At 53.4% G+C, this 16,194-nt stretch carries 14 protein-coding genes; 6 read left to right on the top strand and 8 right to left on the bottom strand.

Annotated features, from left to right (window positions below; all coding sequences use genetic code 11):
* Nucleotides 1–550: 550 nt before the first annotated feature.
* Nucleotides 551–871 (top strand): hypothetical protein, encoded by a 321-nt coding sequence (locus tag JUK32_RS20245; protein WP_204140676.1) that lies wholly within the window; start codon nt 551–553, stop codon nt 869–871.
* An 88-nt stretch (nt 872–959) separates the two neighbouring features.
* Here the strand turns inward: JUK32_RS20245 and JUK32_RS20240 are convergent, their stop codons facing one another.
* The 7 genes from JUK32_RS20240 to JUK32_RS20210 all read right to left on the bottom strand — a co-directional run bounded on the left by JUK32_RS20240 (nt 960) and on the right by JUK32_RS20210 (nt 10,108).
* Nucleotides 960–2,252, bottom strand: a complete 1,293-nt coding sequence (locus JUK32_RS20240; RefSeq protein ID WP_204140675.1) for a dihydrolipoamide acetyltransferase family protein — start codon at nt 2,250–2,252, stop codon at nt 960–962.
* A gap of 127 nt (nt 2,253–2,379) precedes the next feature.
* On the bottom strand, nt 2,380–3,063 hold the full coding sequence (locus JUK32_RS20235) for a class I SAM-dependent methyltransferase (RefSeq protein ID WP_204140674.1): 684 nt from the start codon (nt 3,061–3,063) through the stop codon (nt 2,380–2,382).
* Nucleotides 3,064–3,348: 285 nt separating this feature from the next.
* On the bottom strand, nt 3,349–5,313 hold the full coding sequence (gene sir / locus JUK32_RS20230; RefSeq protein WP_204140673.1) for a sulfite reductase, ferredoxin dependent: 1,965 nt from the start codon (nt 5,311–5,313) through the stop codon (nt 3,349–3,351).
* Between the two features lie 417 nt (nt 5,314–5,730).
* Complete coding sequence (locus JUK32_RS20225; protein WP_204140672.1) at nt 5,731–7,890, bottom strand: polyribonucleotide nucleotidyltransferase; 2,160 nt, start codon at nt 7,888–7,890, stop codon at nt 5,731–5,733.
* A gap of 406 nt (nt 7,891–8,296) precedes the next feature.
* Nucleotides 8,297–9,040 carry a phosphoadenylyl-sulfate reductase gene (locus JUK32_RS20220; protein WP_204140671.1) on the bottom strand — a complete coding sequence of 248 codons (744 nt, stop codon included), beginning with the start codon at nt 9,038–9,040 and terminating at the stop codon, nt 8,297–8,299.
* Between the two features lie 143 nt (nt 9,041–9,183).
* Nucleotides 9,184–9,735 (bottom strand): NADPH-dependent FMN reductase, encoded by a 552-nt coding sequence (locus tag JUK32_RS20215; protein ID WP_204140670.1) that lies wholly within the window; start codon nt 9,733–9,735, stop codon nt 9,184–9,186.
* A gap of 175 nt (nt 9,736–9,910) precedes the next feature.
* Nucleotides 9,911–10,108 carry a hypothetical protein gene (locus JUK32_RS20210; RefSeq protein ID WP_204140669.1) on the bottom strand — a complete coding sequence of 66 codons (198 nt, stop codon included), beginning with the start codon at nt 10,106–10,108 and terminating at the stop codon, nt 9,911–9,913.
* Nucleotides 10,109–10,385: 277 nt separating this feature from the next.
* Between JUK32_RS20210 and JUK32_RS20205 the strand changes: the two genes are divergently transcribed.
* The 5 genes from JUK32_RS20205 to JUK32_RS20185 all read left to right on the top strand — a co-directional run bounded on the left by JUK32_RS20205 (nt 10,386) and on the right by JUK32_RS20185 (nt 15,318).
* On the top strand, nt 10,386–11,972 hold the full coding sequence (locus tag JUK32_RS20205) for an MFS transporter (RefSeq protein ID WP_204140668.1): 1,587 nt from the start codon (nt 10,386–10,388) through the stop codon (nt 11,970–11,972).
* 126 nt (nt 11,973–12,098) lie between these two features.
* Nucleotides 12,099–12,458, top strand: coding sequence for a DUF2809 domain-containing protein (locus JUK32_RS20200; RefSeq protein WP_309224593.1), 360 nt, complete (start codon nt 12,099–12,101; stop codon nt 12,456–12,458).
* 43 nt (nt 12,459–12,501) lie between these two features.
* The gene (locus JUK32_RS20195; RefSeq protein ID WP_204140666.1) at nt 12,502–13,041 is read left to right on the top strand and encodes a hypothetical protein; all 540 of its coding nucleotides are present in this window, start codon (nt 12,502–12,504) and stop codon (nt 13,039–13,041) included.
* 370 nt (nt 13,042–13,411) lie between these two features.
* Nucleotides 13,412–14,365, top strand: a complete 954-nt coding sequence (locus JUK32_RS20190) for a toll/interleukin-1 receptor domain-containing protein (protein WP_204140665.1) — start codon at nt 13,412–13,414, stop codon at nt 14,363–14,365.
* Entirely contained in the window at nt 14,362–15,318 is a 957-nt protein-coding gene (locus JUK32_RS20185) for a GUN4 domain-containing protein (RefSeq protein ID WP_204140664.1), read from the top strand. Before JUK32_RS20190 ends, JUK32_RS20185 begins: the two co-directional genes overlap by 4 nt.
* A gap of 167 nt (nt 15,319–15,485) precedes the next feature.
* Here the strand turns inward: JUK32_RS20185 and JUK32_RS20180 are convergent, their stop codons facing one another.
* Nucleotides 15,486–16,091 (bottom strand): Uma2 family endonuclease, encoded by a 606-nt coding sequence (locus JUK32_RS20180; protein ID WP_204140663.1) that lies wholly within the window; start codon nt 16,089–16,091, stop codon nt 15,486–15,488.
* Nucleotides 16,092–16,194: the final 103 nt, after the last annotated feature.

The following is a 16,194-nucleotide window of genomic DNA, read 5'->3' as shown; positions in this document are numbered from 1 at the left end:
TGAGTGGACGAGCCATCTTTTGTGCTTGAAATCAGTACTCCTATATTCTGCTTCACCTCATAGGGAATTGGTATTACTATCCATTGCAGAACATCTATCAATCGCTGGTCGCAACCCACTGCGCTGGGCCATCGTTCCCCACAGGTCAAACCTGACTGTATCTGCCTGATAAAGCCTGCACAGGCCATGTTTTATCGGCAGCGACATCACGCAACTGAATGATCAGGCCCCAAGATGGATTATCAAGAATCATGCCCTCAAAGAAGACGTGATATAACGTAGTCAAAAATACACAGCCATTAAAATTCAGTTAAGCAAGCGACGCCTGTGTTCCCATGGTTAATTTGTCAGACAGGCCAATGACCGTATTCACCAATGCAGTTTGAGCTATCGCGCGAGTCGTATGATGATTGTCAGGTAAGCATGAAAAATGATGATGTTAAAGCAAACATGAGTCGCTTCTGTTTTTCGCTTGCCTGATGACTAGCTCATGATATGGAAAGACTGACTGAGTTCGTCCTGATTACATTACGTTCCCTCCCTAGCAACTATGGCACGGTACACTACGCTATTTCGAGCAGCGAGTTCTCTAGCTCAAATTCGTCAGAGAGTGGCTGATACGCTGGCCTCGTGTGATCTCACCTTGATCTATGAGAACGACGAATATCTTGTGGCCAAAGAGAAACCCGGTGGCGTTAAGCCCGATTTACTGGCCACGGTAGAAGTCCTCATTAATCCGCCCACCATGGCAGAACCGGCCACCCGTGTCGATGTGATTGTGCAGAATGAAGAGTTGCCGCTCCGTCGAGACAACCACTGTTACCAAATTTTTGAAGTCGTGAATCAGGCGATCGCAAAAACATCCCTGTGAACTGGCGTGGCAACTTTGCTTGCCGACCAGAAGTAGGAACACGAGTTAGTGCGCATTCCTATTGGGTGCATCGGTATCTCCAGAACAATTACAGCGTGAGTGACTGAGGCTCATGTTCAATCAGAGCGGCTAAGTCTTGTAAGAAGGCCGCCGCGTCCGCCCCATAGATAATGCGATGGTCACAGGTGATATTTACCTGCATCTGGCGCTTGACGCCCATCAGGCCGTCTGGGGTGGCGACCACAGCGGGCTTAGCGCCACCAATGGCGAGAATTGAGCCTTGTCCTCGTGGCAAAATAGCATCAAATTTATCGACGCCAAACATGCCCAAGTTCGACAGGGTAAAGGTACCCGTGGAATATTCATCCGGCTGGAGTTGCTTGGTGCGCGATCGCGCCACCAAATCCTTCCAAGTGCGCGACAAGGAATAAATATCCATTTGGTCAGCGCCCTGGAGAACGGGCGTAATCAGCCCTCCGCCTTCCATCGCGACGGCAACCGAAACATTAATGCTGCTGCTGTACTGAATACCTTGCTCCGTGTAAGCCGCATTCAGCAGGGGATGCTTTTGCAGGGTCACGGCCACGGCTTTAGCCAGCAGCCCGGTCATCGTCACCCCCTTCGACTTGATTTGCTTGTACAGCTGATCAAGTGCGTCAGTAGTGATGGTGTACCCCACGTGGAAAGTCGGTACCGACAGGCTGGCGTTCATGTTGCGCACCACGGCCTGCTGCAACGTGTTGAACGGGATCAACTGACCGGGGGCAGCGGGGGCTGGCGTCGGAGCTGCCGGGGCAGCGCTGACCTTTGGCGCGGGGGCTGGGGTGGCGGCTGGTGCAGCAGACGGCGTTGTCGGCGTAGGCGTTTTACCCGCAGCCAATTCAATATCTTGGGCCACAATGCGACCGTGGGGGCCGCTGCCGGTTACCGTCGCCAACTCAACTTTCAATTCTTTGGCGAGCTTGCGCGCCCGAGGCGACACAATGGTGCGACCACTCGGCGCTGCCGTGCTGCCATTTTGTGAGGGGGCAGTGGCTGCTGGGGCCGCTGGCGCTGGACTGCTTGGCGCGGGGGCGGGAGGCTTGGCTGCGGCACCGCCACCCCCGCTGGCTGCTTGGGCTTTGGCCTCAGCAATCTCGTCTTCGGTTTCGGCTAGGAGGGCGATCGCATTCCCGACTGGCGCTTCTTCGCCCGCTTCGACCACGATCGCGGCTAAATACCCTTCGTAAAACGATTCCACATCCATGTCCGCCTTGTCAGACTCGACAATAACGACGGTCTCACCCTTTTCAACTTTGTCGCCGGGAGATTTCACCCAAGAGACAATTTTGCCTTCTGTCATCGTTGAACTCAGGGCGGGCATGAAAACTTCGCGAATCATGGAGTGTTTGCTTCCAAAACGACAGCCTAAACGTGCCGGAATGCACCAGGCAACAGCAACTTATTCTATCCTGTTGGGTTCCCTTGCTTGGCATGTCTGATGCCAAAAACCCAAAGAATTTTGTTGATTAAGGTGATTTTGCGGAATCTTGTACTAATGGTTCCAGGCGCTCGGCAATCACGGCATAAAACGGGTCGCTGCCGCCCATCCCAAGCATTTGCAGCATCATGGGCACAGTAGAAGTCTGCGCAATGACTTCGGGGGTGCCAAATCCTGGCACCGATTGAAAATACTGCTTCACCAAATGAACGCGCTGGGCTTCCGTGCCATCGCGCCAAGCCGCGATCGCCTTCTGGTAAAACATGCGATTGGAAAAGCTGACGATGGCAATGCCGCCCGGTTTCAAAATCCGATGCATCTCGGCAAACACCGCTTCGGGATATTGCAAATACTGCACCGAAACTGTGTTGAGCACCGCGTCGAAGGACTGATCGGCGAGGGGCAGTTGGTCGTTTTCGTTGAGGTTTTGGACAAAGTAATGATTCAGCAGCGGATTCTTGGCCAGTTCCTCACCGTTGAGACCGTGACCTTCCACCCACTCAAACTCCAGGTCATCGGGTAGATGGGAGACCCAGCTGCTCATCATGTCAAAGATGCGCATGCCCGGCTGGAGTCGCTTGCGATACAGGTCGGTCAGTTGTTGAATAAAGTCGTCATCCACGTGGGTGACAAATCGGGGTGCATCGTAAAATAGCGTGTCGCTACTGGGGTCGAGCTTGGCGCGCTGGTGAGATTCGAGCAGGGCTTTCATAAATCGGCAGATCAAAGATGTACGCAATGTTTCTTAATCTTCTCAAATCTGCGAGGTTTTAGCAGCGGTGGGAGAAAGAGAGCGGGGGAGGCAAGGGGCAGCGAGGGCATAAAAAAACCTCTAGAGCAGGCTCCATTGGGAGGATTTGCTCTAGAGGCTGGGCCTGGTGAAAAATGATGGATTTGGCCGGCTTGGAAGGCGCAGGAAAGCCCTCAAAAGCAAAACGCTAGTGGCTTGACCTGCGACTCATCCACCCATCTACCCATGCACGAATGTCACGGGATGTTAGGTGTTCGCCGATCCCTCGGCGTCATTCTCGGCTAGGTATTTGGCGACGTAGTCAGCGATCGCGTCTGCCGTAATTTGCGACATGGGGCGACCTTCTTTTTCCACCGCGACTTTGAGTAAATCGTAGGTGTCGCTGTAGACGCCGATACGGTGGCGTTGATCCTTTTTGCGCGGCTGGTAGGTGGCGGAGTCGTAGCCAGCGGAGAACTTGCGAAGGGCGTCAAAGGAGACGCGATCGCAAAAATCACCAAAGCTTTCCCCCACCTGGCGATGATCGCGGAAAAAGACAAACAGCGGCTCTAAGAAGGATTCCAACTCATTAATGGGCAGCTTCTCGGTGTAGGCGCGGGCTAAGCGGGTTTGATTGGGCGAACCGCCGAGCCACATTTGATAGCTTTCCGGCGCGTTGCCAACAAAACCGAGTTCTGCCATGTAGGGGCGGGCACAGCCGTTGGGGCAGCCCGTCATGCGCACGACGAAATGTTCATCGGGCAAGTTTACTTGGGTGAGCAAAGCGCGAACGCGGCCCAAAATGTCGGGAATGACCCGCTCTGACTCGGTGACGGCGAGGCCGCACATGGGCAAGGCCGGGCAGGCCATCGCTTCTCGCACCATTTGGTCAACCTGATCTGGGCGAGTAATACCGTGCTCATCCAATAGGGTTTGGATGGCGGCTTTGTCGCCGGGCTCAATGTCGTAGAGCACGATATTTTGGTTGGCGGTGATGCGCATGGGCACTTGGTAGCGCTCGACAATGGTGCGGAGGGCACTGCGCAGCTTCAGACTGCCGTGGTCGTGAATGCGGCCATTTTCCATATTGACGCCGACAAACCATTTGCCGTCGCCTTGCTCATACCAGCCCAGGTAATCTTCAAACTTCCAGGCGGGCAGCTTTTTGAAGGGCTGTAGCGGTTTGCCAAAGTAGCTTTCGAGCGTTTCGCGGAATTTCTCAACGCCCCAGTCATGGAGCAGATACTTCATGCGGGCATGACGACGTTGGAAGCGATCGCCATAATCGCGCTGCGTCGCCACAATCGCTTTCACCAGATCAAAAACGTCATCTTTGGCGACATAGCCAATTTCATCGGCAATGCGGGCAAAGGTTTCTTCCTTATTGTGAGTGCGGCCCATGCCACCACCGGCCAAAATGTTGAAGCCTTGCAGTTCTCCCGCCGCGTTGGTCATGACCACCAGGGTCACATCCTGGGTATAGGCATCCACCGAGTTGTCGCCGGGCACCGTCACCGCCATCTTGAACTTGCGCGGCATGTAGTGGGTGCCGTAAATCGGCTCGACACTGTCGGCAAACACGGTGCCGTTGTGGTTGTGCTGTCGCGCGGCTACCACGTCGGGATGCTCTTCTACCGTGACGGCTTTTTCGCCATCCAGCCAAATCTCGTAATAGGCCTCGGTCTGGGGGCGCAGCAAATCGGCAATTTGGTCGGCGTACTCCTGGGCAATGAGATATTCCGGCTTGTTTCTAAAAATCGCGGGCGGGGCCATGATATTGCGGTTGAGGTCACCACACGCGCCGAGGGTCGAACCCAGGTTTTGAATGATGGTCGCCACGGTGGCCTGCAAGTTGGACTTGAGAATACCGTGGAGCTGAATCCCCTGGCGCGTCGTGGCCCGCAGATGGCCGTAGCCGTAGCGATCGCTCAACTCATCCAACGCCAGGTATAGCTGTGGGGGAATGAACCCACCGGGATTCCGCGTCCGCAGCATCATCCGGTAGTCCTTTTCCTGACCTTTGACCCGGTTATCGCGATTATCTTGCTGGTAAGACCCGTGGAATTTCAGAATCTGCACCGCCGCATCGGTGAAATGCGTGGTGTCTTGGTGCAGTTCCGTCGCTAAGGGCTCCCGCAGAAAGTTGCTGCGCTCTTTGATGCCTTCGAGCTTAGAAACTTTGCGATCGGCACCGGACGGAGAAGATTGAGATCTGATCGGAGTCTGAACCATAGGGCGCTGAAGATTAACGTGCAAAAGACAATTCACCTTGGCTAGCCGCTAGCCCGGCAAAGCGACGAAGGCTTGACGGACGATTCTACGGTAACCCGGTCGGGTTTTGGGTGAATAGTCTCAATCTTAGCATTGGATCCCCAGAAAAAGTCATTTTGCTCAGCCGTGAGGAGCGGTTATCAGGCGACTGGGCGATCGCGAGAAGATCGCTGGCACAACCCTTGAAAAGCTTTCTCAGAAACAGCTTGAGGCATTGAGTGTGACGCCTAGAGAATCGTCCCATCGAGAGTTCGCCATAAAACTTGACAGTGTCATGGGGTGGCCCGGTTCGGTAGCCCCCCCGAAGACAAAACCAGGAGGGGCGATCGCCCCTCCTGGTTTCACATCAGACAGTTTCCATCAATCGGTCGATCCCGTTTAAGACTCGCTCGCAGGGACGGTTTCGCCACGAGCAGCGGCGGCTTCATCCGGGTGGATGTTCAGTCGCGTGAGGTTGACGCGCCCGCGATTGTCAACTTCGCGGATTTTGACGACTACCTCATCGCCCACGGAAACCTCATCTTCCACCTTGTTGACGCGATAGTCGGCCAACTGCGAAATGTGAATCATCCCGTCCGAGCCGGGCAGGAACTCCACAAACGCGCCGATGGGAATGATGCGCACCACCTTGCCGAGGAACACGTCACCCACTGAGGGCTTGAAGACGATCGCCTCAATCATGGCCTTCGCCTCTTCGGCTTTCTTGCCATCTAGCGAAGAAACGGTCACGGTGCCGTCATCTTCGATATCGACCTTAGCGCCGGTCTGTTCCGTAATGCCCTTGATCTTCTTGCCGCCCGGACCGATGACCATGCCGATCATCTCCGGATTAATCTTGAAGCTGAGCAAGCGGGGCGCAAAGGGAGAGAGTTTTTCCCGAGGGGCAGAAATCGCCTGCATCATTGAGGCCAGAATGTGCAGCCGGGCGCTTTTGGCCTGATGAATCGCCTTGGCGATGACCTCAACGGGCAGCCCGGTGATTTTCATGTCCATTTGCAGAGCGGTAATCCCAGAGTCGGTGCCCGCCACCTTAAAGTCCATGTCACCCAGGAAGTCTTCGATGCCCTGAATGTCGGTCAAAATGCGGATTTCGTCACCTTCCTTGATCAAACCCATGGCGGCACCGCTCACCGGTTTTGAGATGGGCACTCCAGCATCCATCAAGCCCAGGGTCGAGCCGCAGACGGAACCCATAGACGTGGAACCGTCAGAAGACAAGACTTCCGACACGACCCGAATGACGTAGGGGAAGTCTTCTTTGGACGGTAGCACGGGAATCAGCGCTCGCTCCGCCAACGCCCCGTGACCAATCTCCCGCCGACCGGGCGATCGCATGGGACGGGTCTCACCCACCGAGTAGGGAGGGAAGTTGTAATGGTGCAGATAACGCTTGTCGTCGTCCGGATGCAGGTCATCCATCATTTGTGCATCGCCAGACGTGCCCAGGGTCACCACCGACAGCACCTGTGTCAGCCCCCGCTGAAACAGGCCAGTGCCATGCACTCGGGGCGGCAACAGATTGACCTGTGAGCTAAGCTGACGGACTTCATCTAGCTTGCGACCGTCAATGCGCACGCCCTCTTCGACAATCTGCTTCCGCATCAGCTTTTTAGTGATGCCTTTGTAGGTATTACCCAGGGCCTTGGGATTTTCTGCTACCGCTCGCCGAACGGGATCATCTTCTGGCTTCTCGGCAATCTCTGCCGCAATCTCTGCCTTGACCGCATCCAACTTGTCGTCCCGTTCTGGTTTGGGGAGCTCAAACTGGGTCAAAATGCTTTTGATCGGCTGAGTGGCCCGCTCCGTCAAAAACTCCTCTAGGGTTGGGTCAGTTTCCGGGGCAGTGACGAGCACTCGCTCAATGCCCAGTTCTGCGATGAGTTCATTCTGAGCTTTGATCAAATCTTGGACGACTTCGTACCCGAAGTCGATCGCTTCGACGACATCCTGCTCGGGTAATTGGTTAGCTCCGGCCTCCACCATGATCACGCCATCGGGTGACCCGGCCACGATCAAATCAAGTTCCCCTTTTTCGATCTCTTCGTAAGTGGGATTGATGATGAAATCGTCGCCCACCAAACCGACCCGCACCGTGGCCATGGGGCCGTTGAAGGGGATTTTGGCTAGGAGGGTGGCAATGGAGGCCCCAGTTGCCGCCAGCACATCTGGGGGCACTTGCTCATCCATGGAGAGGGTGCTCGCCACAATCTGAATGTCATCCCGCATCCAACTAGGGAACAGAGGACGCATGGGGCGATCGATCAAACGACTGACCAGAGTGGCCCGTTCTGGCGGTCGCCCTTCGCGCCGGAGGAATCCTCCTGGAATGCGACCCGCGGCATAAAGTCTTTCTTCGTAATCAACGAGTAGTGGGAGGAAATCAATGCCTTCTCTACCGGAAGAACGAGTCGCGGTCACGAGGACTGAAGTTTCGCCTGACTCGATCAACACGGAGCCTCCCGCTTGGGGGGCTAGTAAACCTACTTTAAGTCGGATATCCCGGCCATCAAAGGATATTGACTTTTCAATTTCTTGCATGGACTACTTTATCCTTTCGCTTTTTGTTTCTCTTTTGTGTCGTCCTCAATCGTAACACTGTAGTTGGCTAGCGTTTTTTTCCGTAAAAGACTGTTGCAGCCAGGGCTGAATGGCGATTTATTTAAGCGCTGGAAACCTCGCTATAGCAACCGTTCTAAATTTCGAGAAAGCGGGTGACATCAGCCATCCTGGCGTTTTTGTCAACGCTAGCTTGCTTCACCCGGCAAGGATTATGGGGCGATTGGGCAACGGCTCCAGGGATTCCCAAAAGCCAGCGCCAACGGGCGTTATGAGTGCCAACTTCAGCTGTGGGCGATCGCCCCTGCCGTCGCTTTTGCCCGTTAGACTTTTGGATTTAATTAACAATTGATTGGTTGCTCGATGGCTGAGCCCTGAGCCAATCGGCTTATAGAAAACTCGAATCCAGACTTTCAGCTTCGCCAGGGGTTTGGGGCAAATGCAGTCCACATTCTTGCTTCATGCCGCGAAATCGGGTATCGCGATCGCTTTCATCATCCGCCATCAGAGGGCGGCTGGAATGCCAATCCCCGACGGAAACGTAGCCTTTTTCGAATAGAGGATGATACGGCAGATCGTAGGCCTGCAAATACTGATAGATATCCCTGGCGTGCCAGTTCAAAATGGGCGAGATTTTATAGATGTCGCGTTGCTGAGTGACGACATCCAGCGTTTGACGATGTACGGTCTGATCAGCCCGCAACCCCGCTAACCAGGCCGTTGCCCCCAGTTCCCGCAAGGCCCGCTGCATGGGTTCCACTTTGCGCATGTAGTCGTATTTATTAAAGGCTTCCACCTCTTGACTCGCCCACAGATTGCCGTACAGCGCTTCCATGCGGGCCGGGCTAATGGGCGATTGATACACTTGCAAATTGAGTTGGAGGCGCTGGGTGAGGGCGTCGGCAAACTGATACGTCTCGACTGGTAGATAACCCGTATCCACCCACACGACGGGAATTTTTGGTACCACTTGCGTCACCAAATGCAGCATGACCGCTGACTGAATGCCAAAACTGGTACTCATAATCAGCCCGGTGCCGAAGGTGGCCTGAGCCCAAACTACGATTTGGGTGGCATCTTTGCGATGCAGGTCAGTCTCTAGCGCTTGGTTGGCTTGCTTGAGATCAATCATGCTGTCGGGAAGTGGAGATTAGCCGCCGATGCTTTGGCAAGTGTACGACGGATTGACCCAGTTCGTGGGCTCAGTACCATCCTCAACCTACTATCCCGTTCCGAGGGTAGATCTTTGCCATAGCTTCGGGGCCGCTGGTTCAACTATTCATCGACAGATGATGGGCGCAGCTTTTGGGTATGGGTGACCAGGCTCTCCACCAACTTATCGAGTCGCTCGGCTAATTTGGCATCGACCAATTTGCCCTGCTCATCAAACGCTTGCCAAGCCTGCCCGATCGCGACCTGTTCGGGAATCACCCAAGCATGCACCCAGCGGGCAATTTTGCGCAAATCGTTCAAAGCGTTGCTGTTGGCCTGTCCCCCCAGCACGCTAATGGTGCCCACGACTTTGCCATCGAGCTGCTCGAAGCTCATCAGGTCAAGGGCATTTTTTAAGACCCCACTGACGCTGCCGTGATATTCCGGCGTCGCCAAAATTAGCCCGTCGGCAGCTTTGACCGCTTGCTGTAGCACCGCCACATCGGGATGGTCGGCATAGTCGCCGCCATGACAAAAGGGCAGCGTCATCTGGCGTAAATCAAGCACGGTGACCTCAGCGCCTAAGTCTTGGGCCTTGCTTGCCGCGATCGCCAGAGCCTGATGACTGTAAGACTCGGTGCGTAAACTCCCCGCAATGCCGACTAACTTCACCATCGCAAACCTCCTAGGGTGTCTCCATTAATGCGTACTCGTAACGAGTATGAGATAAGCGTAGCATTTTGTCGCTTTGGTTGCTCCGAGCGAATGGTACTCAGGGTGATTGGTACTCAGAGTGATTGGGGGCACGCCAGAAAATGAAATGTCTATATAAATCGAGTTTCGACTCCGCTCAACTCTTATGGCTGGAAGGTTGAGCGAAGTCGAAGCCGGGTTGATCCGGTACATGATTTAGCCGCCGCAGATTCTTTAAGGGCGCGATCGCGAGACTGGCGATGGCGGCAGTCTCGCGATCGCGCCCGACCGGGGATCGACCGGACTGGAGCCGACAGGAGATCGCGATCGCCAATAGCACTCCAAGAGCCGTCAAGTTCGGTGGCGTCAGGTTTCTGGGAAACTCCTACCGGATACCCTGCCACGCAGTGGCGGCAGCATCGGTGCCAAAAGGCGATGACCATTGCTGCTTCACATGTTGTGGCCTCAGGGATGGATTCGCTGGATCAGGCTTTAAGATACTGAGGCGATTTATGCCGCTGGCGACTTATTGGGGACCAGAGAGTGCCGCCAGGTTTGCGATTAGGAGCTAGCAGGCAAGGCTGACAGCGTATCGAGGGGCTAGTGATGTTGTCGAAAGTGGTTGGAACACCATGAAAAAATGGATCCTGCTGGTGCTGTTGTCGTTGTCGATGTTTGTCGTCGTCATCGATACCACCATCATGAATGTGTCGATTTCGGCCTTGGTCGCTGATCTCAATACGACGGTGGTGGGCATTCAGTCAGCGATTTCGCTGTATGCGTTGGTGATGGCGGCGTTTATGCTCATCGGCAGCACCTTGGCCGATCGCTTTGGCAAGCGGCTCACCTTTTTGACCGGGATGGTGATTTTTGGGGTGGGGACGTTTACCGCTTCGCTGAGTCAAACGCTGGGAATGCTCATCATTGGCTGGTCAATCTTAGAAGGCTTGGGTTCCGCGCTGATGGTGCCCAATTTGCAGAATTTGCTGCGCGATCGCTACAGCGGTAAAGATTTGGCGTTTGCCTACGGCATTATCAGTGCAGTCAGTGCGGTGGGTGCCGCTCTGGGGCCGATTATGGGGGGCTACCTCACCACCTTTCATAGCTGGCGCTGGGCCTTTCGGCTAGAGGTGCTGGTGGTGATTGCGGTGTTGGTGTTAAGCCGCTATATTCCCGGTGATCGCCCTGAGAATCCGCCCCGGTTTGATGTCTTGGGCGCGCTGCTGTCGATTTTTGGCTTTTCCACTGTGGTGCTCAGCATTTTGATGGCTCAACCCTACGGCGTCTGGCTGGCGAAGCAACCGCTGGTGATAGGTTCCCTGGAAATCGCTCCCTTTGGCCTCTCCGTCGTCCCCTTTATGTTTGGCGGCGGCGTCTTGATGCTGATGCTCCTGCTCCTGTGGGAACGCCATCTTGAAACCCATAATCAGGCTGGCCTCTTTAAGCCGTCATTGTTTCAGGTGCCGGGGCTGCTGTCTGGCTTTGCGGTGCGGTTTTCGCACATGGGGCTCATGGCTTCGTTCTTCTTCATCGTGCCGTTGTTGCTGCAGCTCACGTTTGAATTCACCGCCATGCAAACCGGGTTGTCGCTGCTGCCCCTGTCGATCTCGATTCTGATTTTTGCGATCGCGGGCGCTAGACTTTCGGGTCGCTTTCGGGCCAAGCGCATCATTCAGGTCGGCTACATTTTGGCCGTTGTGGGCTTGCTGCAACTGCTGGCCACAGTGCAGCTCGATACGACACCGGGCCAGATTGCCAATGGCATTGTGTTTGGCATCGGTTCTGGGCTGATTGCTTCCCAAATTTTGAACCTCATTCTGTCTACGGTGGATGAAGCCGATACCACCGCCCCCGCCGGACTCAATTCGACCTTTGAGCAATTGGGTAACTCTGTGGGGGTGGCCTTGGTGGGGGCCTTGATGCTGAGCACCTTGTTGGTGGGGTTGCAACGCAACATCACCAATGACAGCGAGATCCCGGCTAACTTGAAGCCCGACATTATTGCGGGCTTAGAAAGCCGCGTGCAATTGGTCTCCGATACGCAACTGCAACAAGCGCTGGAGCAGACCACCCTGTCGCCAGAAATTAGCGATCGCCTTGATTTGGCCTATCGTACCGAACGCATGCGGGCGTTTCGAGGTGGCCTAGTGTTGCTGATTTTCATTGCTTTACTGGGCTTGGTACTCACCCCGGGCCTGCCGGATCTCAAACTGGGATAACCTGCTTTGGCCGTTCATTACTCATGCCCGGTCAACCGGTTGAGATCCTGGGAACTTGGCGATCTACAGTTGTTTTGGATGTGACTTAACGAGATGTGGTTCAACTTCTATTATTTTGTTTGGTCAGTGGTTCTGTTCACTGTGGAACTGAGTATTGCCGTGTTTGTGCAAGATGACTTCATTCGGCCCTACGTTGGCGATGTGCTGGTGGTGATTTTGATTTATGCCTGCGTCCGAGCATTTTTCCCCGTGGCGATTTTGCCAGCGGCCCTGGGCGTTTTAGTCTTTGCCTTCGGGGTCGAGATTCTCCAGTATTTCAAAGTCGTTGAGGTTTTAGGTTGGGAGTCTTCGGCGATCGCTCGCACCGTTATTGGCACCACCTTCACGTGGGAAGATTTGATCGCCTATACGGTCGGCGTTGGCATCCTATTGGGGAGTGAAAAGCTGATTGGGCCACACAAACGAGAGTGGACTTCTCTACACTGAGGGCAAGACCGATGACCGCGATCGCCTGAGGCAACCCCATAACGTGTCCGATTGGATTTACACCGTACGAGAAAGATTTACCCCCACTCACAGTCAGGAGTGGCAGAACTATGCCGATTGGTCGGGATTCAATCACATCACCGAACTGATCACGCTGGACACGATGTTATGCGGCGATCGCATTGACGACCTCACTCCGGAAGACTGGCACCACAACGTGCAGGCAGACGGTCGATTAACCTGGTTTACCGATCTCGATTATCTGCGCCAGCGGTATCCCCTCGCATCGGGGCACGACCAACTCATGGCGGCGATCGAGAACCCAGAACCGCATTTATCGCCACCCGTTGGGTTTACGCAATGTGGTTTTGACATTGTGGATGCTGAAGGCTCGGTCAGTGTATTGACGAACTGCGGCCGCTTTCCAGGCATTTTTGAACCCGCCGATGTCAATACCTTGGGGCTCGTGGATGGCATCGAGTTGGCCGGAGCGATCGCCCACCAACTGCGCATGACCTTTCCCGATGAACCCCATTGCCAGGATTGCCGGGTGTGGCAAGTGACCCGGCGAGTCGCCACGTGAGCGAGTGCTGCGTGAGCGAGTGATATTTTTGAACAGCGGTTAGCTGCAAAGTGGGAAACGTGGGGGAGAGGAGGCGATCGCTCCCCCGAAACTCTCGCAGTTCGTATTTGCCGTCCACCCATTAGTCCTCACTGGGGGGCACGGATGGTTGGGTTTGAGTGGCGATCGCTTACAAACATCCTGAATTCTGTGCTGGAATCTCAACTTTGATTCTCTGTAGCTGATATAGCTGGGACTTGACATGGCTCTGATAACGTTCATTTTCTTACTTAAGCCTGGGAACTGATGGTCATAAAGCTGCCTCAACAATGTAAAGACAGTAAAATTTGAGTCAAGCGATACTCCGTAGTCCCCAGAGTGGCTTTTGGCAATGACTGAGCAGCAGTTCGATGTTTTTCTGGCGCACAGCAGTAAAGACAAGCCATCAATTCGGCAAATTTATCGAGAGCTGAAGCAGCGAGGACTTCGTCCGTGGCTTGATGAAGAAGAAATCGTTCCGGGTGCTCAGTTTCAGGATGAAATTCAAAGGGCGATCGGAACTGTCAAAGCAGCAGCCATTTTCATCGGCGAAGATTTGGGCAAATGGCAAGAATTCGAACTGCGAGCTTTAATACAACGATGCGTCAGTAAAAGTGTTCGAATCATTCCGGTGCTGTTGCCAGGAATTGAAAGTATTCCGGAGGATGAGTACTTTTTAAGCCAATACCAGTTCGTTAAATTTGGTGAGACACTCCAAAACCAAAAAGCATTCGACTTGTTGGAGTGGGGCATCACGGGTGTAAAACCTCAAAACCTTGACTCCGTTTCTCTTCCAGATGCTCAGGATTTTTCGAACAAGGCAACGGTCTCATTGATACGAGAGATCGACCGTAGCAAAATATTATATATCAAAAATATCAAACATCCTTCAGGTATCTGGGCCTATCGATTAGAAGGTGTGAGAAGCGGTCAACAACCGATCTTTGAATTGATGTGGCGGCGAAACGGACGTGGAGTTGGCTTACCTAAAGCTGGCGATTTAATGATTTTGCATCAACAAGCAAAAGTCACCCATGTCGTTGAATTTTTAGATGATGCTCTCCGAGAAGAGGACTTTGGGGTTTTTCGTCGCGTCAAGGCAGTTTGGATGCCGAATCGGCAGGATTGGCATCAGCTTCCTCATCAAAGAGAAGTTCTAGGATTTAACCCCCGATACTCAGACGGCAACACCCATGCACTTCAAAGCCGTAACTTCAAAACGTTTCAGGAAGCGTGGAAGCAGTTGTCAGATTTTCAAATCTTCGTTGTCGAGCAACTGCAAAAACTGGATGCTGCGCAATCATGAGTTTTATTTTTATCAGCTACAGTCGGCACGACCAAGCCTATGTCAGTACATTAGTGCAGGCGCTACAGTCACACCGATTACCCATCTGGATTGACGATCGCATCGATTATGGCAGCACTTGGCCCAAAGTCATTCAAAATCACCTGAAACAGAGTTCAGTCTTTCTGGTCGTGATGTCGCCGCAATCAGAAGATTCCCACTGGGTGCAATGTGAATTAAGTTTGGCGCTGAAACTCAAAAAGCCAATTTTTCCGCTGCTGTTGGAGGGAGAACTGTGGCTGTCGGTAGCCGCAATTCAGACTGTAGATGTGATGGATGGCAAACTGCCTCCAGACCACTTTTTCGAAACAATACGCGGATATTTTCCTGGTAAAGGTATGACAGACGGGTCGATTCAGACAGAAAGTGACACCAGCCAGCCAACACAAGGAATAGGAAACCAATTTAGATGCCTAAAAGGTTTATTGGAAGATGAAAACTGGGAAGAAGCTGATGCTGAAACCGCCCGAATCATGATTTATTTTTCTGGTGACGAATCCGAAACTCAGTTTGTTTATGAAGATATTGACAACTTCCCCTGTGGAGTTATTTTTGAAATTGATTCTCTATGGACCCAATATAGTAATAAAAGATTTGGCTTTTCGGTACAAAGAGAAATCTGGTCTCGCTCAAAACGTAAATTTGAGACTTTCTCTGATAAAGTTGGTTGGCGAATCAACGGGGCTTGGGCGCAAGAGTCAGAACTTACGTACAGCCTTAATGCACCTTTTGGCCATCTACCTTCACTGAATTGGGTTCACATCCATGGATGGGCAGTTGGCAGTGAATCTTGTGGTCACCACTTATATAAGCTTTTTGAGAGATATGCGGTGTGCTTGAGACTTAAATCTCGCGGTAAATTTAATGACTCTAGTAAACCTCATAAGAGGAAATCAAAGGGCTTCCAAAATTAAAATGGTATTTTGAAAGGCAGTGTGACTGTTGGCTTCGAAGATATGTATGAGATCACCATTACCGCCTTGGTCATTCTGTGTGCGAAGGATGCAATCGCCTGTAGAAAAAAATGGTTGCTAACGCGATCGCAGCCGATTATGCCAGCGACAAGATGCACACCCCAGCATTATCGGGGCATCACATCATCCAGCCTTAAAGTCAGGTCAGGAAAGGCTGAAGAGACAATTTCCTGCCCTAACCGAAACGTGCTTTTCACATAGTCATCGTTGGCGAGTTGACACACAGTGACAGTGGGCTGTTTGGGCCGACCAATAAACGCTACGCCGCCCAATCCGCGAAAATCGACAATCCAATATTCAGGAATGCCCATCAGGGCGTACTCTTCCACTTTGCGGGCGTAGTCGGTTTCCCAGTTAGTGCTGACGACCTCGACCACCAGCTTGACTGAGGTGCCTTGGGTAATCACAGGCTCTCGTTCCCACAGCGGCTCGTCCCTCAATGCTAACTCATCCAACACGGTGACATCGGGGCGTCTGGCGGTAGCCTGGTCGTTAAAGGGTCGCAAAATGCACGTTCGGGGAATCAACCAATCAGCACCCATGTGGTTAATGGCCAGGTTAAGCCTGCTGGCCACTTTTCCCGCAACCGCCTCGTGTGTGCCGGTCGGTTCCATATCAATCAGCTCTCCGTCGGCCAGTTCAAAGGCTGGCTCGTCTCGATACTGAGCCAGGAACGCTTCAAAGGTCAGGAGTTGAGAGGGGGCGTACGTCATGGCGTTACGTCACATCACGTTGGCTCAACTATAGCGAAAAGGGGCAGGCGATCGCCCACCCCTTCCAGTCGCCCAGGGGACGGTTCCCTCGCAGGGAACCGCC

Origin of the sequence: Halomicronema sp. CCY15110 (genome assembly GCF_016888165.1) — a bacterium.
Classification (GTDB): Bacteria; Cyanobacteriota; Cyanobacteriia; order Phormidesmidales; family Phormidesmidaceae; genus Halomicronema.
The sequence above is the reverse complement of the archived record's forward strand: the minus strand, read 5'-3'. Positions and strand labels throughout refer to the sequence as shown.

Excerpts from the sequence above, each read along its gene's own strand:
- JUK32_RS20235 (WP_204140674.1), bottom strand. The coding sequence starts at position 3,063 with ATGAAAGCCCTGCTCGAATCTCACCAGCGCGCCAAGCTCGACCCCAGT.
- JUK32_RS20185 (WP_204140664.1), top strand. The coding sequence starts at position 14,362 with ATGAGTTTTATTTTTATCAGCTACAGTCGGCACGACCAAGCCTATGTC.
- JUK32_RS20215 (WP_204140670.1), bottom strand. The coding sequence starts at position 9,735 with ATGGTGAAGTTAGTCGGCATTGCGGGGAGTTTACGCACCGAGTCTTAC.
- JUK32_RS20225 (WP_204140672.1), bottom strand. The coding sequence starts at position 7,890 with ATGCAAGAAATTGAAAAGTCAATATCCTTTGATGGCCGGGATATCCGA.
- JUK32_RS20205 (WP_204140668.1), top strand. The coding sequence starts at position 10,386 with ATGAAAAAATGGATCCTGCTGGTGCTGTTGTCGTTGTCGATGTTTGTC.
- JUK32_RS20245 (WP_204140676.1), top strand. The coding sequence starts at position 551 with ATGGCACGGTACACTACGCTATTTCGAGCAGCGAGTTCTCTAGCTCAA.
- sir (WP_204140673.1), bottom strand. The coding sequence starts at position 5,313 with ATGGTTCAGACTCCGATCAGATCTCAATCTTCTCCGTCCGGTGCCGAT.
- JUK32_RS20220 (WP_204140671.1), bottom strand. The coding sequence starts at position 9,040 with ATGATTGATCTCAAGCAAGCCAACCAAGCGCTAGAGACTGACCTGCAT.
- JUK32_RS20180 (WP_204140663.1), bottom strand. The coding sequence starts at position 16,091 with ATGACGTACGCCCCCTCTCAACTCCTGACCTTTGAAGCGTTCCTGGCT.
- JUK32_RS20190 (WP_204140665.1), top strand. The coding sequence starts at position 13,412 with ATGACTGAGCAGCAGTTCGATGTTTTTCTGGCGCACAGCAGTAAAGAC.
- JUK32_RS20240 (WP_204140675.1), bottom strand. The coding sequence starts at position 2,252 with ATGATTCGCGAAGTTTTCATGCCCGCCCTGAGTTCAACGATGACAGAA.